Genomic DNA, 20,532 nt, shown 5'->3' on the forward strand with positions numbered 1-20,532 from the left:
AAAGATTATGCTCAACCGAATTACCGTTCAGCTCCCGGTGGAGGGGCTTCTGTTCTGGAAACTGACGGGCCGCGAGGCGATGTCCGAGTCGTTCGCGCTGACGCTGACCGTGCTCGGCACGGACGCGCGCATCGACCGCAGTAAGCTGCTCGGCCAGCCGGTCACGGTGACCATCCCGACGCAGAACCTGCTGACCTCCCGCTACATTAACGGCAAGATTACCCGCGTGGCGGTCAGCGCCGTTGAGCTGACGGGCACGCGCTATGCGGTGTACCAGCTGACGGTGGAGCCGGACCTGTGGCCGATGAAGCGCGACCGCAACCTGCGTATTTTCCAGGGGCAGACGGTGCCGCAGATTGTGAAAACCCTGCTGGGCGAGCATCAGGTTAACGTTGAGGATAAACTCACCGGCAGCTACCGGGTGTGGGACTACTGCGTGCAGTATCAGGAGTCGAGCCTGGACTTCATCAGCCGCCTGATGGAGCTGGAGGGGATTGCGTATCACTTCAGCCACGAGGCGGACAAACACACTCTGGTGCTCACCGACGCCGCCACGCAGCATCAGCCGTTCAGCGGCTATGAGGTCATTCCTTACCACCAGACGCCGTCCGGCGGCAGTACGGACGAAGAGGGCATCAGCCAGTGGGCGCTGGAGGACAGCGTGACGCCGGGGATTTACAGCCTCGACGACTATGATTTCCGCAAGCCGAACGCGTGGCTGTTTCAGGCCCAGCAGAACCCGGCGTCGCCGAAGCCGGGGAGCATCGACGTGTACGACTGGCCGGGGCGCTTTGTGGACAAAGGTCACGGGGAGTTCTATGCCCGTATCCGTCAGGAGCGCTGGCAGGTTGAGCACCAGCAGATTCAGGCCACCGCCACGGCGGCGGGAATAGCGCCGGGGCACACCTTCACGTTAACCAATGCGCCGTTCTTCAGCGACAACGGCGAATATCTGGTGACGGCGGCGGGCTACCACTTCGAAGAGAACCGCTATGCGAGCGGCGAGGGGGAGACCGTTCACCGTACCGATTTCACGGTCATCCCGTCGGCGGTGGTGTACCGTCCGGCGCAGTCCACGGCGTGGCCGCGCACCTACGGCCCGCAGACTGCAAAAGTGGTCGGCCCGAAGGGCGAGAGTATCTGGACGGACAAATACGGCCGCGTGAAGGTGAAGTTCCACTGGGACCGGCTGGCGAAGGGGGATGACACCAGCTCCTGCTGGGTACGCGTGTCGAGCGCGTGGGCGGGCCAGGGCTACGGCGGGGTGCAGATACCGCGCGTCGGCGACGAGGTGGTGGTGGACTTTATCAACGGCGACCCGGACCGTCCGATTATAACCGGACGCGTGTACAACGACGCGAGCATGCCGCCGTGGGCGCTGCCGGCTGCGGCGACGCAGATGGGCTTTATGAGCCGCTCGAAAGGGGGCTCCGTGGATAACGCCAACGCCCTGCGCTTTGAGGACAAGGCGGGTGCAGAGCAGGTGTGGATCCAGGCCGAACGCAACATGGACACCAGCGTTAAGAATGATGAAACGCACAGCGTCGGCGGGGCGCGCAGCCATTACGTGAAGAAAAATGAGCTGCATCGCGTGGAAGCGAATCAGACCCAGGCGGTGAAAGGCGGAACCGAGATCCTGACGGGGAAAGGCAAGCTGGATGCGGCGGTAGAGCAGTATGTCATTGCTTCCGGGACGAAGCTGCGGCTGGTCTCAGGTGAAAGCGCCATCGAGCTGAACGCTAACGGCAAGATTAACCTGATCGGCAAAGAGTTTAATTTCTTCGTGGAAGGGGATGGCTATATCACCACGGGCGGTAAGCTGCACCTGAATACCTCTGGCACCAAGCCGGGCACAACGGCACCGGGATCGGGGCATAAAGGGGATATTGATGCGGCGGTGCAGGCGAAGTTTTCGCCGCAAGAGAGCGCTAGTCGTCCAGCCCCCGCTGCGGCTCCAGCAGCAGGCCAATCGAAACCTGCTCCAGCTTCGGCGTCAACAACAGCCCCGCCTTTGAAAGGGAATTATGTTTACAAAAATAATCCGAATAGCTCAGACGTTATGCCTTTCAATGACGATGTTATCAAAGAGATCAACAAGTCACCGACTCTTCAAACTCAGCTAAAAGATTTGAAAGACAAAGGGTGGGCTATTCAACCTGGCGCTGCAGGTGGTGGTAGTTATGCTGATTCGGATAATAAATTGATCGTTATGGATCCCGAACACATGGAAGATACGGCCACGACGGTACAAACTTTAGCTCATGAAGCAGGACATGCCACATATCCTGTTGCTGCAGATTATTCGAGTAAAGAAAACTTCATTAATAGTCAGCTAATGGATGAAGGTGGTGCAACCTTGAATAATATCAAAATACAGCGTGAAATACTGGGAAATGGCGGTATTGATATTGATATTGCAGGGAGCCCGGAAAATCTCAAAGCTTACAATGCAGCCTATGATAAAATGGTAAGTGGAGAGCTGTCGCGGATTGACGCTGCAAAAGCTATAGGTAAAGTCTACGGTAAAGGCGAAATAGCTTCGGGTACCGATCTCAATTACAACGATTATTACGGGGGGTTCTATGGTAAGTAGAATGACAAAAAATACCATCTTCTTTTTGCTCCCACTATTTTCAACTCTTTCTTACGCAGGACAAACAAACATGAACCAAGATTCTTTATGGCATATTGTTAAAGAACTCAAAACAGTCTGGGGAAAACAGGCCGAGGATGTCAGTAAACTTTTCCATCAACCACTGGTCCCAAAAAATCCAGAAGTGAAAGACCGTTATACGTCAGTTCCATTCACATTATCTGATGGAACACGTATCAGCGATGTAGATGTTCGTTTATGGGGAAACGGAGATAATAGCGTTTCACTTGTCTCGTTTGTAATCGAACAGCCTTGCATTACGCTCGACCAGGTCAAAGCGCATTTCCCAGATGTTAAGGTATCAAATATTCCTCGCGGAAATACCGCAGGGCAATCTGTGGGATATCGAACCGCCACTGATGAGCATGGGCTGGCATGGGCATTTAGTTTTCCGGTAATGAACCAGGAATGCCTAAATCGAGTCATTATGTCGCGTTACGATCGTTAATAAGTGTTGTGTTTTCCTGCCGGCACGGGTATGTCGCTGCCGGTTTGCAGCATCCGCGAAAAGCGTAATTTACATCAAGTCAGTGACGATTAACGTGAAAAGACACACGCCCATATTTCTTTGTTTTTCCCTGATGTTTAGTTGTCTGGGTAGCAATGTGGTTTTGGCAGAAGCTATGCCGCCCGTTCTGACAAAACAGGATTTTTCCGTGAAGGTCAAAGACCAGTCCATCGCCCTGGGCGACAGATGGGCTCCTGATATAGCGCGTAAAATTGACGTGCCGGTGGAAGGCAGTTTTACCGGTGAGGTTCCTTTTGACGGAACTAATTATAAATTTTTCCAGCATCAAAGGGCTGGGTTAGAAATATTCAGCTCCAATCTCTGGTGGGATAAAGCGGAAAGAAGCGTTGATGATTATATCGTGTCGCAGATTACGCTGACCGGCGCAGATATCGTGACGCCGCGTGGTGTCTATGTAGGGACAACGGGAAAAGAACTTAATAGCGCATACGGTACCGGTCAGGTCGACAATGATTCGGGGGAACAGTGGATTACCTATGAATTAGGTAAAAAACTGCTCTCTTTTGAGATCAAAGACAGTAAGGTTGTAAAAATAACAATGAATTACGATAGTGGTTCTTCAGAGTAATCTCTAACCAAAAATTATTTGGCAGTCATATTGTTAAGAGCTTTATTGGTTGTCAGCAAAGGCAGCCACATTTTAGTCGAACCGTCAGGTCAGTGGCTTAAATAAAAACAGCCAACCAAAAGGCCAGTATGTATTGGCCTCTTTTGTTTCTCATCATATTAATCATCCCGAGTTCACTTATGAAATACACCCTCCAGGAAGGTTCGTTTTCCCTTTTTCCTGCTGCCTGGCAGGATAACAGTATGAACATTATTCGCGATGACGAAAGCGGGCTGTCCGTGGTGGTCAGCCGCGGCGTTGTCCCGGACGGCAGCGACTACGAACAAGAGTTTCATCGCCAGTGGGACGTGCTGCGTCCTCAGATGGGTGAGATCGCCCAGAGCGAATTCCGGAACGTAAAAGCCGGTCCTGACGGGAAAATTAACGGACTGGAAGTCGAGACTACCTTTGACCATAACGGACAGCGCCTGTGGCAAAAACAGCTGGCCGTGCAGCCGCCGGGCAAACAGGCATTGATGATTTTTACCCTCTCGGCATTAAGAGCCTTCACCGAAGAGGACGAGGTGCGCTGGAGCGCGCTTAAGCAGAGTCTGACGCTAAACGACAACCGGAATGTGTAAGGCATGAGCGATAACAACGCGGCCCGTAAGGGCGACGAGATTATTCACTCCAGCATTTTTGCTGACATCACCAGCATTGTGGCGGAAGGTGCCGCCTATGCGGTGATCGGTGCGGCGGTAGGGCTGGCGGCTACGGCGGCCGCGCCTCTACTCGGTGCGGGTGCTGCCGCAGCGGGCGTGGCGGCGATTGGATCCAGCTGTCTGTTAAGCGGAATTATCGGTGGCGTGCTGGCGAACGTGGCGGGCATCACTGACGATATCAGCAACGCCGCGGAAGGGTTAGGCAACGCGCTTTTTCCGCCGTCGCCCGCGGGTAAAATCACTACCGGTTCAAATAACGTTCTGACCAATGCGATCCCTGCCGCGCGCGCGGCAGGCACGCTGACGCCCGCGGATACTCCGTCTCCTGAGCCGCAGTCGCCGGGCAGCTTTGCCGATTACGCGGGCTTGCTGCTCTCCGCGGCCGGACAGTTTGGCAGCGAAATGTGGCAGCCGAGCGTGGCCTCTGCCGCCGCGGGAACCTCGCCGCTGGAAGAAGACAAGGTGGCGTGCGAAAAGCACTCCGGGCCGCAGTATCTGGCGGAAGGCTCTAAAAGCGTCTTTATCAACGGGCAGCCCGCGGTGCGCGCAAAAGATCGCACAACCTGCGAAGGCACCGTTTCCGACGATGTCTCCCCGAACGTGATCATCGGCGGGGAGACGCTCACGGTCCGCGATATCAAAAGCGGTAAAACGCCGGGCCTGGCGCTGGGGATGATCGCGCTCTCCCTGCTGCGCGGGCGTCCGGGCAAGATTCTCAAAAACATGCCCTGCGCGCTGGCGGCGGCCGGCGGCGGGATGCTGGCCGATATGGCGGTGAATGCCGTGTTTGGCTCGTCGCACCCGGTTCACGCCGCCACCGGCGTGAAGGTGCTGAATGACGACGACGAACTCGATTTCTCGCTGCCGGGGCGCTTCCCGCTGCGCTGGCAGCGCAGCTACAACAGCCTGACCACCCGCGAAGGGCTGTTCGGTCTGGGCTGGGCAACGACCTTTGACAGCTATCTGACGCTCGAAGAAAACAATGCCACATGGTTTGACGAAACCGGGCGCGAGCTGAGCTTCGAGCTGCCGCCTGTCGACCGCGCGTTTTACAGCATCAGCGAAGGCATTATTATCCGCCGCAACGAGAGCGGCGACGTGGCAATTGCCGACGACGACGGGGCGGTGTGGCGTCTGTATAAACCAACCCGGGCGAATCGCTCCATCCTGCGTCTGGCCTCCCTCAGCGATGAATACGGCAACGCGCTGCTGACGGAGTGGGATGAGCACGGCAGGCTGGTCGGCCTGCACGACGAGCCGCGGGCAATCGACGTCACCCTGCGCTATGAGGATGAGCGTTTCCCGCAGCGCGTTACCGCTGCCAGCCATTTCGACGGCAACCAGACATGGCCGCTAATGCAGTGGGGCTACGACGCGCGCGGCCAGCTTGCGAGCGCGACGGATGCCTCAGGCGTGGTGACGCGTGAGTACCGCTATAACGAGCATGGGCTGATGGTCTGGCACCGTCTGCCGGGCGGTCTGGAGAGCGAATACCGCTGGAAACTGTTCGATCACTGGCGCGTGGTGGAAAACCGCACCAGCACCGGCGACGGCTGCCGCTTTAGCTACGATTTAGCCGCCGGGCTGACGACCGTCGAGCACTACGACGGTCAGACGCGCCGCCACTACTGGAACGCGCAAAATCTGATTGTCCGCTACGTTGACGAGCGCGGTGAAAACTGGCGCTACGAGTGGGACGACAACGAGCTTCTGACGCGTCGCATCGATCCGCTCGGTAACGCCGTTACATTCGTCTACGACGAAATGGGCAACCGGGTTCAGGAGACTGACGCCGACGGCAATACCCGCACCACCGCCTGGCTGGAGCACCGCGCGCTCCCCTCGGCCATTATCGAAGCCGACGGCAGCGCCACCCGCTTCTGGTACGACGAACACCACGGGCTGAAGCGCGTGGTGGACCCAATGGGGCAGACCACGCTACTGCGCCGGGACGAGTTTGGGCAGGTTGTTGAGGAGGTCGATGCCGCCGGAAACAGCCGCTACCAGGAGTACAACGAGGCCGGACAGATTGTACGTGCGACGGACTGTTCCGGTCGTATTACCCGCTACCGCTATCATCCGCTGGGCTGGCTGGTGGCCGAGATTAGCGCCGACGGTGAAGAGACGCGTTACCGCTACGACGCCGCAGGACGCCCGGTGCAGCTCGACCGTCCGGAAGGCTGGACGGAGTCGCTCAAATGGAACGAACGTGGCCTGCCGGTGAAGCATGCTGGCGCCGACGGGAAAGAAAGTGAGTTCAGATACGATGAGGCCGGGCGCTTAACCGCCACGCGCAATACCCAGGGCGAAGAGGTGCGCCGACGCTGGGACAGCCGCGGACGTCTGATTGCTCTGGAAAACGAAAACGGCGAAGCGTACCAGTTCCGCTGGGGCGCGGACTCGCTGCTGCTGGAAGAGGTGGGGCTCGATGGCGTGGCCTCGCAGTATCGCTACGACGCCTGCGGGCGCACGATTGCGCGCACGTTTGCCGCCGGCCATCCGGAGGCCATCACCCACGCCTTCGCCTGGAGCGCGAGCGGCCAGCTGGTCGCCCGCACCACGCCGGAAGGACAGACCCGCTACCATTACACTCCGTCCGGGCTGTTAAGCCGTATTGGGCTGCATCCGGCGCTTTCAGCCGACGCGTGGACCACCGAGGCAGAGCAGGAGCTTGCCTTTGAGTATGACGCGATTGGTCGCGTCACGCGCGAAGCGGGCGAGCACGGCGAGCTGGCGTGGGAGTATGACGCGCTGGGCAACCGCACCTCCGTCACGCTGCCCGATGGCCGCGAGCTTAAGCAGTTTTACTACGGCAGCGGACATCTGCTCAGTATTGCTCTCGATAAGCTGTCGGTTTCTGATTTTACCCGCGACGAGCTTCACCGCGAGACCAGCCGAACCCAGGGGCTGCTGACCACCCGCAGCGAATACGACCGCCTTGGCCGCCTGCATCGCCGGGACGTCTTTACCGGCAACGCCCAGCGCCCGTCGCCGCGCCGCTGGTCCCGCCGCTGGGATTACGACTACCGCAATAACCTGGTGCGGGAAGAGCGGGACGACAACCCGTTCAGCTGGTACCGCTGGCAGTACGACAGCGCCGGGCGTCTGCTGGTTCAGGACGGCACGCTGCCCGGACAGGAGCAGTGGCGCTGGGATGCTGCCGGTAACCCGCTCGAAGGCTCTGCTGAGAAGGTCACGCACAATCGTCTGACGCAGCTGAACGGCATTCGCTGGCGTTATGACATCCACGGCCGCACCGTGGAGAAGGACAACGGTCAGACCCGCTGGCACTACCGCTACGATGGCGAGCACCGCCTGACGGATGTCATCAGCCAGCCGCGGGATCGCAACAGGCCGCAGACGCAGGTCAGCTTCCGCTACGATCCGCTCGGTCGGCGCGTCAGCAAAACGCGACGCCAGATGCTGGGCGGACAGCCAACCGGCAAGCCGGTCACCACCCGGTTTGTCTGGGAAGGGTTCCGCCTGCTGCAGGAGGTGCACGGGGATGTACCGCTCACCTACGTCTACAGCGATCAGGACAGCTACGATCCTCTGGCGCGTATTGACGGCGTAGATGCCCCGGAGATCTTCTGGTTCCACTGCCAGCCGAACGGCACGCCGGAGCGGATGACGGATATCGAAGGGCAGGTGCGCTGGGAAGGTGTGAACAGCGCCTGGGGCAAGCTGCTGCGGGAAAGCGAGACGCAGGTATCAGGATATTCTCAGAACCTGCGCATGCAGGGGCAATACCTGGACCGTGAGACAGGGCTGCACTACAATCTGTTCCGTTATTATGACCCGGACTGCGGAAGGTTTACGCAGCAGGATCCGATAGGGTTGGCGGGGGGGATAAACCTTTACCAGTATGCGCCGAATGCGCTGGGTTGGATCGATCCGCTTGGGTTGAGTTGCCGTAAAAAATTTATGGGAAGAACCCCGGGAAAAAACAGTAAAACTGGACGTGAAGTAATCGCACGAATGCGAGGAGAAGGACGTATTCGTGGTACGGGCGATAGGATGCAATTTAAGAGTTCAACTGATGGTAAATGGTACCGTATTCAGGATGCGGATATGGCTCATTTAACCGATGCAGTTAAATACTGGAACCAGAGAGGTGGTTATTATGGGCCTAAATCTCGTGAGGTCAGAGCATTTATGAGAGATTCCAGAAATTATGAGCTTGAATATTATGGTCACAATCGGTCTCAGGGAGCTCTGCTACCTGATAGATATAAAGATTCCGCCGATTTTATTGGCCCACAGGAAAAATCACAATATTTCCAATGAAGGAGCATTGTTCCATGAAAGACCTTGAAGACCCAAAAATTGAATCTGAAATTAACTCCTTTGTTGAAAAAGGAAACGAGTTTCACGATGAAAAAAAATACATCGAGGCTTTAGAGCAATACCAAAAAGCCTGGCAAGCGCTTCCTGAGCCAAAGCTCGAATGGGAGCTCGCCAATTGGATCTCTGCCTGCATGTACAGCGCATATTTTGATCTCGCGGATTACGCTGAGGCAAAGAAATGGGGAGAGACGACATTACGGACACGTGGATCGGATATAGACACTGCACCCATAATCGATCTCGGCATGGTCTGTTATGAGTTGAATCAATTCGAGGAAGCGTATAAATATTTTAACGATGCTTATAACTACGGCAAAGAACGTGCGTTTCAGGATAGACCTAAAAAATATCTGGAGTTCTATCTGCGCAAGAGGGGATAAGTTCGTTACTCTATAAAAAAATCCACGCCAAAGCGTGGATTTTTTTCATTCAAAACCAATCAAACGTTAAACAAGAAGTTCATCACATCGCCATCTTTAACGATGTAATCTTTCCCTTCTGCACGCATCTTGCCTGCTTCTTTCGCACCTTGCTCACCCTTATAGGTGATGAAGTCTTCAAACGCGATAGTCTGCGCGCGAATAAAGCCTTTCTCGAAGTCGGTGTGGATCTTACCGGCCGCCTGAGGCGCGGTCGCACCCACAGGAATCGTCCACGCACGCACTTCTTTCACGCCAGCGGTGAAGTAGGTCTGCAGATTCAGCAGCTCGTAGCCCGCGCGGATCACGCGGTTCAGGCCCGGCTCTTCCAGACCCAGCTCGGCCATGAACTCTTCACGGTCGGCATCGTCCAGCTCGGCGATATCGGATTCAACGGCAGCGCACACGGCAACTACCACAGAACCTTCAGCCGCTGCGATTTCACGCACTTTATCCAGGTACGGGTTGTTCTCGAAACCGTCTTCGTTAACGTTGGCGATGTACATGGTTGGCTTCAGGGTCAGGAAGCTCAGGTATTTGATCGCCGCTTTGTCTTCTTCAGTCAGGTTTTTCAGCGCGCGCAGCATGCCCGCGTTTTCCAGCTGTGGCAGACATTTTTCCAGCGCAGCCAGTTCCGCTTTCGCGTCCTTGTCGCCGCCTTTGGCTTTCTTCTGCACGCGGTGGATCGCGCGTTCGCAGGTGTCGAGGTCAGAGAGCGCCAGCTCGGTGTTGATGACGTCGATGTCGTCAGCCGGATCCACTTTGTTGTTAACGTGGATGATGTTGTCGTTCTCGAAGCAGCGCACAACGTGGCCAATCGCTTCGGTTTCACGAATGTTGGTCAGGAACTGGTTACCCAGACCTTCGCCTTTGGAGGCGCCTTTTACCAGGCCCGCGATGTCCACGAACTCCATGGTGGTTGGCAGAATGCGCTGCGGCTTCACGATTTCCGCAAGCTGGTCCAGACGCGGGTCCGGCATTGGCACCACGCCGGTGTTCGGTTCGATGGTACAGAACGGGAAGTTCGCCGCTTCGATACCCGCTTTGGTAAGCGCGTTAAACAGGGTGGATTTGCCCACGTTTGGCAGACCGACGATACCGCATTTGAATCCCATTTCTAAATCACCTTAATGTCTTGATAATCAATCCGTTAACGATAACCGATTGATGAAAAGTAAATAACTACGCCTATTATACACGTAACCCGCATGACGCGCGGTAAAAAAGCCGTATCGGGCGGATTATTGCGCTTTGAAAGCGTGTAAGCGGTTTGTCGCTTTAGTTAAGCCATCTTTCAGCCAGATTTCGGTGCAGCGCGCCGCTTCGTCTACCGCTTCGTCAATCAGTTTCTGCTCAGAAACCGGGGGCTTACCGAGAACGAAACCAACAACTTTGTTTTTATCGCCCGGATGGCCGATTCCCACGCGCAAACGGTGGAAATTCGGGTTATTGCCCAGCTTGCTGATGATGTCTTTAAGACCGTTGTGGCCGCCGTGCCCGCCGCCCAGCTTGAATTTTGCCACGCCGGGCGGGAGATCCAGCTCATCGTGAGCCACCAGAATTTCATCCGGATTGATGCGATAAAACGTTGCCATCGCCGCCACCGCTTTGCCGCTCAGGTTCATAAAGGTGGTGGGCACCAGCAGGCGAACATCCGCGCCAGCGAGGTTGATACGTGAGGTATAGCCGAAGAATTTGGGTTCTTCACGCAGGGGAGCACGTAACCGTTCAGCCAGCAGATCGACGTACCATGCCCCGGCGTTGTGGCGGGTTGCCGCATATTCTGCGCCCGGGTTGGCGAGGCCGACAATCAGTTTAATCGTCACGATTCAATTCCTAATGGGTTCCAGATCTGGCGCGTAGTTTACTGTCTGGCGCGCCGCTTGACAAAATTCTGCGATCGGCACCGCGAGATGCAAATAATTACTAATCGGAACAATTAGAATTTCAAGCTGTTCAAGGTGTTATTTGTAAATTTTTGTCTGGGAGTTATCTGTAATTGTGATCATTCACGCAACTCATAAAAGGGGCGTTGTCTATACTTTACACACAAGGATTAGGGGCTTTTCCCCTGACAACCCAAAGTTCCGGAGGTGACACATGAAACGCAAAAACGCTTCGTTACTCGGTAACGTGCTGATGGGGTTGGGGCTCTTCGTGATGGTAGTCGGCGTAGGTTATTCCATTTTAAACCAGCTGCCGCAGCTTGATCTCCCACAATACTTCGCGCATGGCGCGGTACTGAGCATCTTCCTCGGTGCGGTGTTGTGGCTCGCCGGGGCGCGCGTGAGCGGACATGAGGAAGTCTGCGATAAATACTGGTGGGTGCGCCACTACGACAAACGCTGTCGTCGCGACCAGCATAAGCACAGCTAGTGCCTGATTAAGAACATCGAAACGACTCCATCCGGAGTCGTTTTTTTTTGCATAGCATATTGACCCTCACGTAACGTAAGGCTCCAGAGTGGTGGCACTGGCAAAGTAAAAAGGAGCAGTTATGTTGATTCAGGTGGGTGAGCTGGCGAAACGAGCCGGTATCACCGTGCGGACATTGCATCACTACGAGCAAACAGGGCTGTTGCTGCCTTCTGCCAGAAGCGCGGCAGGTTACCGGCTTTACAACCTGGCGGATGTCCAGCGTCTGCACATGATCCAGGCGCTGGCAAAAGCGGGGCTGGAACTTGCTGAAATCAGGGATTTTCTGGAAAAGGAGTCGCTGTCGTTGACCGAGCTACTCGATGCGCAAATCACGCTGCTGGATAAACAGCTGCGCAGCATACACACGCTGCGCGACCGGCTGGTGGAGCTGCGTACCGGGCTTACCGACGATGCGACGCCGGATCTGGAGTCCTGGCTACAGACTCTGGAGTTAATGAATATGTACGATCGCTGGTTTAGCAAAGAAGAGTTACAGCAGCTGCCGTTTGCGGTGCAAAAGGATGCGCTTGCGGCTATCTGGTCAGGGCTGGTGGCAGAGGCAAACGCGCTGCTGGAACAGGATACACCCGTAACTGACTTGCGGGCGATGGATCTGGCAACGCGCTGGATGGAACGCCTGGAGCAGGACACGGCGGGCAAGCCGGAGTTTCTCACCCGCCTGAACGAGATGCACAGCGTGGAGCCTCAAATGCGCGAGCAGACCGGCATCACGCCGGAGATGACCGATTACATCACGCGCGCGTTTGCGGAATCTAAGCTCAGCATCTGGGAGAAGTATCTCACTGCCGAAGAGATGGCCTTTACCCGGGCGCACTACTTTGACCGCATGATGGAGTGGCCGCCGCTGGTGGCGAAGCTTCACCAGGCGCAGCGGGAAAATCGCGATCCTGCCTCGGAGGAGGCGCAAAAGCTGGCGGAAAACTGGCTGGCGTTGTTCCAGTCGTACGCAGGGACGAACCCTGAGACTCAGCAAAAGTTTCGCACAGCCATGCAGCAGGAGCCGCATCTGATGAAAGGCACGTGGATGACGCCTGCCGTGCTGGGATGGCTCCAGCAGGCGATCGGGGTAATGATGCAGAGACGTTTCTCTGCATCGGGTAACTCACAGATCCGCTAACGCGGCTTCGCGGTTAGGGTAGAAGGAGAGTCGGCCAGGGATTGGCTGTACGCCCGCGCGCGCCATGGTGCGCAGGGGCTGGAATTCCAGGTTGCTCACCCGCAGCTCGCAGCCTTCCGGCAGACGTGCAACAAAGCGCTGGAAGGCATCCAGACCGCCGGCATCCAGCACCGGAACGGCATCCCACTTCAGTACCACAATTCGTTTGCCCGCGATGCGGGACTCCAGTTCGCTGAACAGACCTTCCGCCGCGGCGAAGAACAGCGGGCCAATCACGCGCAGAACCAGCACATCGTCAGGCACCTCAACGTTAACCGGTGAGAGGCGCGTCATCTGCGCGATGCGGCGCATAAACAGCAGGGAAGCGAGCACGATCCCGACGCTGATGGCGATAACCATATCGAACAGCACGGTCAGCGACATGCAGATCAGCATCACGATGATGTCGTCTTTCGGCGCGCGACGCAGAAGATTGACCACCTTATGCGCCTCGCTCATGTTCCAGGCCACCATCAGCAGCAGGGCGGCCATGGCGGAAAGCGGCAGCCAGGAGAGCAGCGGGGCGAGGACCAGCAGCGCCAGAATCACCAGCAGGGAGTGGATGACCGCCGAAACGGGTGACGTTGCCCCCGCGCGCACGTTGGCCGCAGAACGGGCGATGGCAGCCGTTGCGGTAATACCGCCAAAGAACGGTGCGATGAGGTTGCCTAAGCCCTGACCGACCAGTTCGCTGTTGGCTTTGTGCTTGGTGCCGGTCATGCCGTCGAGCACCACGGCGCAGAGGAGAGATTCAATCGCCCCCAGCATCGCCATTGAGAACGCGGCGGGCAGCAATGCGCGCAGAGAATCCCAGCTCAGTGTGAAGGTGGAGCCCGGCATGTCCCACGGCAGCACCAGCTGCGGCAACAGCTGCGGAATGCCGCTACCCTGCGAACCGTCCGCCAGAACATAGTGGAACTGCGAGCCGATAGTCGCGACATGGCCGCCGAACATATTGACGATAGCCATCACCGCGCAGCCCAGCAGCAGCGCGGGCAGATGCCCCGGCAGGCGAATACCGAGGCGAGGCCAGACGATCAGCGTCCCGAGCGTGACAATCCCGATGGCGGCGTCGCCCAGGTTGGCCGTCGGCAGCGCCATAAACAGCGCCCCCACTTTTTGCAGGTAGTGTTCCGGTACGTGTGGCATCTGCAGGCCGAGGAAATCCTTGATCTGCATGGTTCCGATGGTAATCCCAATCCCCGAGGTGAACCCGAGCGTGACGGAAAGGGGAATATATTCAATCAGGCGTCCAAACCGGGCCAGACCGAACAGAATTAAAAAGAGGCCGGACATCAGGGTGGCAACCAGCAGGCCTGCCAGACCAAACTGTTGTGAAACCGGGTAGAGGATCACCACGAAGGCGGCGGTCGGGCCGGAGACGCTGAAGCGCGAGCCACCCGTCAGGGCAATAACTATCCCGGCAACGGCCGAGGTGTACAGACCGTACTGTGGCGCAACGCCGCTGCCAATGGCCAGCGCCATCGCCAGCGGGATGGCAATAATGCCGACGGTGATCCCGGCAATCAGGTCACGGATAAAACGTGACGAGGTGTACTTTTCTTTCCAGCAGGCGTCGATGAGGGCGCGAAAGGGCAGAACATGTGAGGAGGCTACGTTTTTCACAATTATCTATCATCCGTATGCGCATCATCTGTCATGTGAATGGCAGGTGAAGGAGGCATTAATCATACAAATAAAACCCAGAGACAAAAAAACCCGCCGCAGCGGGTTTTTTGGCCGTGTTCGATTAGTGTTCGAACATTGCAGAGATGGATTCTTCGTTGCTGATACGACGAATCGCTTCGGCCAGCATCCCGGACAGGGTCAGGGTACGCACGTTTGGCAGTGCCTTGATCTCGTCGCTCAGTGGGATGGTATCGCATACCACAACTTCGTCAATGACGGAGTTGCGCAGGTTGTTCACGGCATTACCGGAGAAGATCGGGTGAGTCGCGTAAGCGAACACGCGCTTGGCACCACGCTCTTTCAGCGCTTCAGCGGCTTTACACAGCGTACCGCCGGTATCGATCATGTCGTCAACCAGCACGCAGTCGCGGCCAGCCACGTCACCGATGATGTGCATCACCTGAGAAACGTTAGCGCGCGGACGACGCTTGTCGATGATGGCCATGTCGGTATCGTTCAGCAGCTTAGCGATAGCACGGGCACGTACCACGCCGCCGATGTCCGGAGAAACCACGATTGGGTTGTCCAGGTTCAGCTGCAGCATGTCTTCCAGCAGGATTGGGCTGCCGAATACGTTATCAACCGGGACGTCGAAGAAGCCCTGGATCTGCTCTGCGTGCAGGTCAACGGTCAGGACGCGGTCAACGCCGACGCTGGACAGGAAGTCAGCGACAACTTTAGCGGTAATTGGCACGCGCGCGGAACGGACGCGACGGTCCTGGCGGGCATAACCAAAGTAAGGGATTACAGCAGTGATACGGCCTGCGGAAGCGCGACGCAGGGCGTCGACCATAACAACCAGTTCCATCAGGTTGTCGTTCGTTGGAGCACAGGTGGACTGGATGATGAAAATATCACCACCGCGTACATTTTCGTTAATTTGTACGCTGACTTCGCCGTCGCTAAAGCGACCTACAGCGGCGTCGCCGAGGGAAGTGTACAGGCGGTTGGCAATACGTTGTGCTAGTTCCGGGGTGGCGTTACCAGCAAAAAGCTTCATATCAGGCACGAGAAGAACCTCAGGCATGCGTCCAGTGGTGGATAGCGTTCGCCGTAGACTGTGCGGGCCAGGCAAAGGCTATCCAGGCGGTGTATTAAAGAGCGCGATGCAACGTCTGGAACAGGGTGACGTTGTCACCGAAACTCAGTCTGCGCCAGAATGGCCTGCTGTAGGGGGGAGGTGTTCATCCCGCGCGCTACAAAACCATGCAGCCAATCCGGCGCTTGCTCAAGCACCTGACGAGCGGCGGATTCGGTGTCAAATTCAGCAAAGACACAGGCCCCTGTACCAGTCAGGCGCGACGGCGCGTATTCTAACAGCCAGGAAAGCACCGCATCAACCTCGCGAAAACGTTTTCTTGCGATATCCTCGCAATCGTTGCTGAATTCACAATTTAATAACGTTTCTATTGACCGAATCGGGGTATTTCTTTTCAGGTCAGGATCTTTAAAGATGACCGGAGTCGGAATGCTCACGCCGGGGTGGGCAACCAGATACCATTTTTCCGGCGGGTTGACCGGGGAGAGGATCTCACCCACGCCCTCGGCAAAGGCCGCGTGGCCGCGAACAAACACAGGGACATCAGCGCCCAGCGTTAAGCCCAAAACAGCCAGTTCATCCGTCGACAGCCCGCAGCCCCAGAGGTGGTTCAGCGCAACCAGCACGGTGGCGGCGTTGGATGATCCCCCGCCGAGACCACCGCCCATCGGCAGACGCTTCTCGATGCGGATATCCGCCCCGCTTCCCGCTGGCAGACGGCCCGATTCCGCGGCGGCTTTCATCAGCAGGCGCGCGGCGCGGACGATCAGGTTGTCCTCATGCGCCACGCCGTCGACCGGCGTCAGCAGGCAAATCTGCCCATCCTGACGCGGCTCGATGGTAATCGTGTCGCCATAGTCAATAAACTGAAACAGCGTCTGCAGGGTGTGATACCCATCAGCACGCTGGCCGGTGATGTATAAAAACAGGTTCAGTTTTGCCGGAGAAGGCCAGTGGGTCATCATTTAACGATCCAGTTGTCCATTTTCAGCTTGATACGCTGGCTGCCCTGGGTCAGCTCCATGTTCGATGGCAGCGACGGTTTACTCTTGCTGTCATAGGCGCTGTACACCACTTTCCAGGTTTTGCCGTTCTGGGTGTAGTTGACCTGGCTCAGACGGTACTGGTCGTCAAGCGTATAGTCGGTCGCTTCTCCCGGCAGGCCGAGGATCCACTGGCGCAGGCTGTTCAGCGGAATAGGCATCCCGGTCAGCTTGCCAATCATCTCTTCGGCATCGGTCGCCGTGTAGTGCTGGCCTTTGTTATCGGTGATCTGCGCTTCGCCCGGTTTGGCGATAAGCTCCAGCTCGGTGCTGCCAAGCGGGTTCAGCAGCAGCAGGCGATAGTTGTCCTGCCCCGTTTGCTGCCAGAAGAAGCGGGCATAAACCTTTTGTTCGTCAGAGAGATACGCGAAGGCGCCGCGCGTCTGGTACTGCTTCAGGTTAAGGACGTCCTGCTGGTGCTGACGCCACTGCGGTGAATCAGGGCTTTTGCCCGGGCCTTTTGGTTGGGTGACAGTACAGGCGGTCAGAACCAGTGCCGCCAGCGGCAGCAGGCGAATCAGTCGGGTCATAATGAGGACAAATCCTTGAGATACGTTGCAGTTATAACTGTTAATGCTAGCGTCCCGCAGTGCTACCGTCTACGTTCAAATTATCTCAAAGCGTTGAGTAACCTATTACTCCGAAAGGAGGCGGTCTCTTTTATTGATCTCGCGCATCCTGTATGATGCGTCCTGCTAACCTTATTAACGCTGGTACTACTCCCGCTCAACATGACCCTATTAGCACTCGGCATCAACCACAAAACGGCCCCGGTTTCGCTGCGAGAACGCGTTACGTTTTCGCCGGATACGCTTGACCTGGCGCTGGACAGCCTGCTTGCCCAGCCGATGGTGCAGGGGGGCGTGGTGCTCTCGACGTGCAACCGTACCGAGCTGTATTTAAGCGTGGAAGAGCAGGATAACCTGCACGACGCGCTGATCCGCTGGCTATGCGACTACCACAATCTCAACGAAGACGAACTGCGTAACAGCCTGTACTGGCATCAGGATAACGATGCGGTCAGCCATCTGATGCGCGTCGCCAGCGGGCTGGATTCGCTGGTGCTCGGCGAGCCGCAGATTCTGGGGCAGGTGAAAAAAGCGTTTGCGGATTCGCAAAAAGGGCATCTCAAGGCCAGCGAGCTGGAGCGCATGTTCCAGAAGTCGTTCTCCGTGGCGAAGCGTGTGCGAACAGAAACCGACATTGGCGCCAGTGCGGTTTCTGTTGCTTTCGCAGCCTGTACCCTTGCACGTCAAATCTTTGAATCCCTTTCTACCGTCACCGTGATGCTGGTAGGCGCGGGCGAAACCATCGAACTTGTGGCGCGCCATCTGCGCGAACATAAAGTGAAAAAGATGATTATCGCGAACCGCACCCGCGAACGCGCGCAGGTGCTGGCGGACGAAGTGGGTGCCGAGGTGGTTGCCCTGAGCGATATCGATGAACGTCTGAAAGAGGCGGACATTATTATCAGCTCTACCGCCAGCCCGCTGCCGATCATCGGTAAAGGGATGGTGGAGCGTGCGCTGAAATCCCGCCGCAATCAGCCAATGCTGCTGGTGGATATCGCCGTTCCGCGCGATGTTGAGCCAGAGGTTGGCAAGCTGGCTAACGCCTACCTTTACAGCGTGGATGACCTGCAAAGCATCATTTCGCACAACCTCGCCCAGCGTAAAGCGGCGGCGGTGCAGGCGGAAACTATCGTTGAGCAGGAAACCAGCGAATTTATGGCCTGGCTGCGCGCGCAAAGCGTCAGCGAGACCATCCGCGAGTACCGCGGGCAGGCGGAGCAGGTGCGTGATGACCTGACTGCCAAAGCGTTAGCGGCCCTGGAACAGGGCGGCGACGCGCAGGCTATTATGCAGGATCTGGCGTGGAAGCTGACCAACCGCCTGATCCATGCACCAACCAAATCTCTTCAACAGGCTGCCCGTGACGGGGATGATGAACGCCTGACTATTCTGCGCAACAGCCTCGGGCTGGAATAGCGCCCTATACCCATTTTCTAAGACAAGGTGCACTTACGCCTATGAAGCCTTCTATCGTCGCTAAACTGGAAGCTCTGCACGAGCGCCATGAAGAAGTACAGGCGCTGCTCGGCGATGCCGGGACCATCGCGGACCAGGAACGTTTTCGCGCGCTTTCGCGTGAATATGCGCAGTTGAGTGATGTATCAAAATGCTTTACCGACTGGCGACAGGTTCAGGAAGACATTGAAACCGCGCAGATGATGCTCGACGATCCTGAGATGCGCGAGATGGCGCAGGAAGAATTGCAGGATGCAAAAGCCCGTTCCGAAGAGATGGAGCAGCAGCTTCAGGTGCTGCTCCTGCCGAAAGATCCGGACGACGAGCGTAACGCGTTTGTGGAAGTGCGCGCCGGTACCGGCGGTGACGAAGCAGCGCTCTTTGCCGGGGATCTGTTCCGCATGTACAGCCGCTACGCCGAATCGCGCCGCTGGCGCGTGGAGATCATGAGCGCCAACGAAGGCGAACACGGTGGCTACAAAGAGGTTATCGCTAAGATCAGCGGCGACGGCGTGTACGGCCGTCTGAAGTTTGAATCCGGCGGTCACCGCGTGCAGCGCGTGCCGGCTACGGAATCTCAGGGCCGCATTCACACCTCCGCCTGTACGGTGGCGGTGATGCCGGAGCTGCCGGAGGCGGAACTGCCGGATATCAACCCGGCGGATCTGCGCATTGACACCTTCCGCTCCTCCGGCGCGGGCGGTCAGCACGTTAACACCACCGACTCCGCCATCCGTATCACCCACCTGCCGACCGGCATCGTGGTGGAGTGTCAGGACGAACGTTCGCAGCACAAAAACAAAGCCAAAGCGTTGTCCGTGCTGGGCGCGCGCATCCACGCGGCGGAAATGGCGAAGCGTCAGCAGGCGGAAGCCTCTACGCGTCGTAACCTGCTGGGCAGCGGCGATCGCAGCGACCGTAACCGCACCTACAACTTCCCGCAGGGCCGCGTGACCGACCACCGCATCAACCTGACCCTGTACCGTCTGGACGAGGTGATGGAAGGGAAGCTGGATATGCTGATTGAGCCTATCGTGCAGGAATACCAGGCCGACCAGCTGGCGGCGCTGTCCGAGCAGGAATAATGGATTTTCAGCGCTGGTTACGTGAGGCGTCCGCAGAGCTTTCCGAAAGCGAAAGCCCGAAGCGCGACGCCGAAATATTGCTTGAGCATGTGTCGGGTAAAGCCCGCACGTACCTGCTGGCATTCGGTGAGACGTTGCTGACCGCGGAGCAGGAAGCACGGCTCGCCGCGCTGCTTGCCCGCCGTAAAAACGGCGAGCCGGTGGCGCACCTTGTCGGTGAGCGCGAGTTCTGGTCGCTACCGCTTTACGTCTCGGCGGCGACGCTGATCCCGCGTCCGGACACCGAGTGTCTGGTGGAGCAGGCGCTGGCGCGTTTACCCGCAGCGGCCTGCAGCATTCTCGACCTCGGTACTGGCACCGGTGCCATCGCGCTGGCGCTGGCCACCGAGCGGCCCGACTGCGAAGTGACGGCAGTGGATGTGATGCCCGACGCGGTGGCGCTGGCGCAGCGTAACGTTGAGCGTCTCGGGCTCGGCAACGTAACGGTGATGCAAAGCAGCTGGTTTGCCGCGCTGGAGAACCGCTCATTTGCGATGGTTGTCAGCAATCCTCCTTACATTGACGAACATGACCCGCACCTTGCGCAGGGAGACGTTCGCTTCGAACCGCTGACGGCGCTCGTGGCCGCCAACGCGGGATTAGCCGATCTTGATCACATTGTGACAACGTCACGGAAGCATTTGCTTCCCGGCGGCTGGCTGCTCGTGGAGCATGGCTGGACGCAGGGGGAAGCCGTGCGGGAACTGTTTACCCAGGCAGGCTACGCCGCTGTCGAAACCTGCCGCGACTACGGCGGCAACGAACGCCTGACGCTGGGACAGTGGTCTTGAGTTCCGG

The 20,532-nt window shown here is 57.4% G+C and carries 17 protein-coding genes; 11 read left to right on the plus strand and 6 right to left on the minus strand.

The genetic code is table 11. From position 1 onward, the window contains the following. Positions 1–7 precede the first annotated feature (7 nt). From UTO39_RS01440 to UTO39_RS01465, 6 genes are all read left to right on the plus strand, one after another. Entirely contained in the window at positions 8–2,593 is a 2,586-nt protein-coding gene (locus UTO39_RS01440) for a type VI secretion system tip protein VgrG (RefSeq protein ID WP_320726260.1), read from the plus strand. 1 nt (position 2,594) lies between these two features. Continuing rightward, the gene (locus UTO39_RS01445; RefSeq protein ID WP_320726261.1) at positions 2,595–3,101 is read left to right on the plus strand and encodes a hypothetical protein; all 507 of its coding nucleotides are present in this window, start codon (positions 2,595–2,597) and stop codon (positions 3,099–3,101) included. Positions 3,102–3,309: 208 nt separating this feature from the next. Then, positions 3,310–3,750, plus strand: a complete 441-nt coding sequence (locus tag UTO39_RS01450) for a hypothetical protein (protein WP_320726262.1) — start codon at positions 3,310–3,312, stop codon at positions 3,748–3,750. 179 nt (positions 3,751–3,929) lie between these two features. After that, the gene (locus UTO39_RS01455; RefSeq protein ID WP_320726263.1) at positions 3,930–4,370 is read left to right on the plus strand and encodes a DcrB-related protein; all 441 of its coding nucleotides are present in this window, start codon (positions 3,930–3,932) and stop codon (positions 4,368–4,370) included. A 3-nt stretch (positions 4,371–4,373) separates the two neighbouring features. Then, positions 4,374–8,738, plus strand: a complete 4,365-nt coding sequence (locus UTO39_RS01460; RefSeq protein ID WP_320726264.1) for an RHS repeat-associated core domain-containing protein — start codon at positions 4,374–4,376, stop codon at positions 8,736–8,738. Between the two features lie 14 nt (positions 8,739–8,752). Next, positions 8,753–9,178, plus strand: a complete 426-nt coding sequence (locus UTO39_RS01465) for a hypothetical protein (protein WP_320726265.1) — start codon at positions 8,753–8,755, stop codon at positions 9,176–9,178. 59 nt (positions 9,179–9,237) lie between these two features. Here the strand turns inward: UTO39_RS01465 and ychF are convergent, their stop codons facing one another. Together ychF and pth are read right to left on the minus strand one after the other, a co-directional pair. Next, positions 9,238–10,332: a redox-regulated ATPase YchF gene (gene ychF / locus UTO39_RS01470; protein WP_010432886.1), complete on the minus strand. Its 1,095-nt coding sequence runs from the start codon at positions 10,330–10,332 to the stop codon at positions 9,238–9,240. 126 nt (positions 10,333–10,458) lie between these two features. Beyond that, entirely contained in the window at positions 10,459–11,043 is a 585-nt protein-coding gene (gene pth, locus UTO39_RS01475; protein WP_023336005.1) for an aminoacyl-tRNA hydrolase, read from the minus strand. A gap of 274 nt (positions 11,044–11,317) precedes the next feature. Here pth and ychH point away from each other — a divergent pair, with 274 nt between their 5' ends. Beyond that, on the plus strand, positions 11,318–11,593 hold the full coding sequence (gene ychH / locus UTO39_RS01480) for a stress-induced protein YchH (protein WP_008499505.1): 276 nt from the start codon (positions 11,318–11,320) through the stop codon (positions 11,591–11,593). Between the two features lie 121 nt (positions 11,594–11,714). Next, a complete protein-coding gene (locus UTO39_RS01485; protein WP_320726266.1) occupies positions 11,715–12,773 on the plus strand; it encodes a MerR family transcriptional regulator in 1,059 nt (352 codons plus the stop codon). On the opposite strand, the gene dauA is transcribed toward UTO39_RS01485, so the two are convergent. The 4 genes from dauA to lolB all read right to left on the minus strand — a co-directional run bounded on the left by dauA (position 12,759) and on the right by lolB (position 17,113). Further along, on the minus strand, positions 12,759–14,438 hold the full coding sequence (dauA, locus tag UTO39_RS01490) for a C4-dicarboxylic acid transporter DauA (RefSeq protein WP_320726267.1): 1,680 nt from the start codon (positions 14,436–14,438) through the stop codon (positions 12,759–12,761). The genes UTO39_RS01485 and dauA overlap by 15 nt on opposite strands. A 124-nt stretch (positions 14,439–14,562) precedes the next feature. Next, the gene (gene prs / locus UTO39_RS01495) at positions 14,563–15,510 is read right to left on the minus strand and encodes a ribose-phosphate diphosphokinase (RefSeq protein ID WP_003856663.1); all 948 of its coding nucleotides are present in this window, start codon (positions 15,508–15,510) and stop codon (positions 14,563–14,565) included. Positions 15,511–15,635: 125 nt separating this feature from the next. After that, entirely contained in the window at positions 15,636–16,505 is an 870-nt protein-coding gene (ispE, locus tag UTO39_RS01500) for a 4-(cytidine 5'-diphospho)-2-C-methyl-D-erythritol kinase (RefSeq protein WP_061097957.1), read from the minus strand. Next, on the minus strand, positions 16,502–17,113 hold the full coding sequence (gene lolB / locus UTO39_RS01505; protein WP_028013462.1) for a lipoprotein insertase outer membrane protein LolB: 612 nt from the start codon (positions 17,111–17,113) through the stop codon (positions 16,502–16,504). Before lolB ends, ispE begins: the two co-directional genes overlap by 4 nt. A 201-nt stretch (positions 17,114–17,314) precedes the next feature. Between lolB and hemA the strand changes: the two genes are divergently transcribed. From hemA to prmC, 3 genes are read left to right on the plus strand one after another with little or no spacing between them, the layout of a single operon-like run. Next, positions 17,315–18,571, plus strand: coding sequence for a glutamyl-tRNA reductase (gene hemA, locus UTO39_RS01510; RefSeq protein ID WP_021240361.1), 1,257 nt, complete (start codon positions 17,315–17,317; stop codon positions 18,569–18,571). A gap of 41 nt (positions 18,572–18,612) precedes the next feature. After that, a complete protein-coding gene (gene prfA / locus UTO39_RS01515) occupies positions 18,613–19,695 on the plus strand; it encodes a peptide chain release factor 1 (protein WP_021240360.1) in 1,083 nt (360 codons plus the stop codon). Continuing rightward, positions 19,695–20,525, plus strand: coding sequence for a peptide chain release factor N(5)-glutamine methyltransferase (gene prmC, locus UTO39_RS01520; protein ID WP_320726268.1), 831 nt, complete (start codon positions 19,695–19,697; stop codon positions 20,523–20,525). Before prfA ends, prmC begins: the two co-directional genes overlap by 1 nt. Positions 20,526–20,532 lie beyond the last annotated feature (7 nt).

It is taken from the genome of Enterobacter sp. 118C5 (genome assembly GCF_034107645.1).
Taxonomy (GTDB): Bacteria; Pseudomonadota; Gammaproteobacteria; order Enterobacterales; family Enterobacteriaceae; genus Enterobacter; species Enterobacter nematophilus.

What these genes read in the sequence shown, in the direction of transcription:
- prfA (WP_021240360.1), top strand. Translation starts at nt 18,613, where the DNA reads ATGAAGCCTTCTATCGTCGCTAAACTGGAAGCTCTGCACGAGCGCCAT.
- prmC (WP_320726268.1), top strand. Translation starts at nt 19,695, where the DNA reads ATGGATTTTCAGCGCTGGTTACGTGAGGCGTCCGCAGAGCTTTCCGAA.
- ychF (WP_010432886.1), bottom strand. Translation starts at nt 10,332, where the DNA reads ATGGGATTCAAATGCGGTATCGTCGGTCTGCCAAACGTGGGCAAATCC.
- UTO39_RS01455 (WP_320726263.1), top strand. Translation starts at nt 3,930, where the DNA reads ATGAAATACACCCTCCAGGAAGGTTCGTTTTCCCTTTTTCCTGCTGCC.
- UTO39_RS01465 (WP_320726265.1), top strand. Translation starts at nt 8,753, where the DNA reads ATGAAAGACCTTGAAGACCCAAAAATTGAATCTGAAATTAACTCCTTT.
- hemA (WP_021240361.1), top strand. Translation starts at nt 17,315, where the DNA reads ATGACCCTATTAGCACTCGGCATCAACCACAAAACGGCCCCGGTTTCG.
- ychH (WP_008499505.1), top strand. Translation starts at nt 11,318, where the DNA reads ATGAAACGCAAAAACGCTTCGTTACTCGGTAACGTGCTGATGGGGTTG.
- UTO39_RS01445 (WP_320726261.1), top strand. Translation starts at nt 2,595, where the DNA reads ATGACAAAAAATACCATCTTCTTTTTGCTCCCACTATTTTCAACTCTT.
- ispE (WP_061097957.1), bottom strand. Translation starts at nt 16,505, where the DNA reads ATGATGACCCACTGGCCTTCTCCGGCAAAACTGAACCTGTTTTTATAC.
- UTO39_RS01460 (WP_320726264.1), top strand. Translation starts at nt 4,374, where the DNA reads ATGAGCGATAACAACGCGGCCCGTAAGGGCGACGAGATTATTCACTCC.
- UTO39_RS01440 (WP_320726260.1), top strand. Translation starts at nt 8, where the DNA reads ATGCTCAACCGAATTACCGTTCAGCTCCCGGTGGAGGGGCTTCTGTTC.
- UTO39_RS01485 (WP_320726266.1), top strand. Translation starts at nt 11,715, where the DNA reads ATGTTGATTCAGGTGGGTGAGCTGGCGAAACGAGCCGGTATCACCGTG.
- lolB (WP_028013462.1), bottom strand. Translation starts at nt 17,113, where the DNA reads ATGACCCGACTGATTCGCCTGCTGCCGCTGGCGGCACTGGTTCTGACC.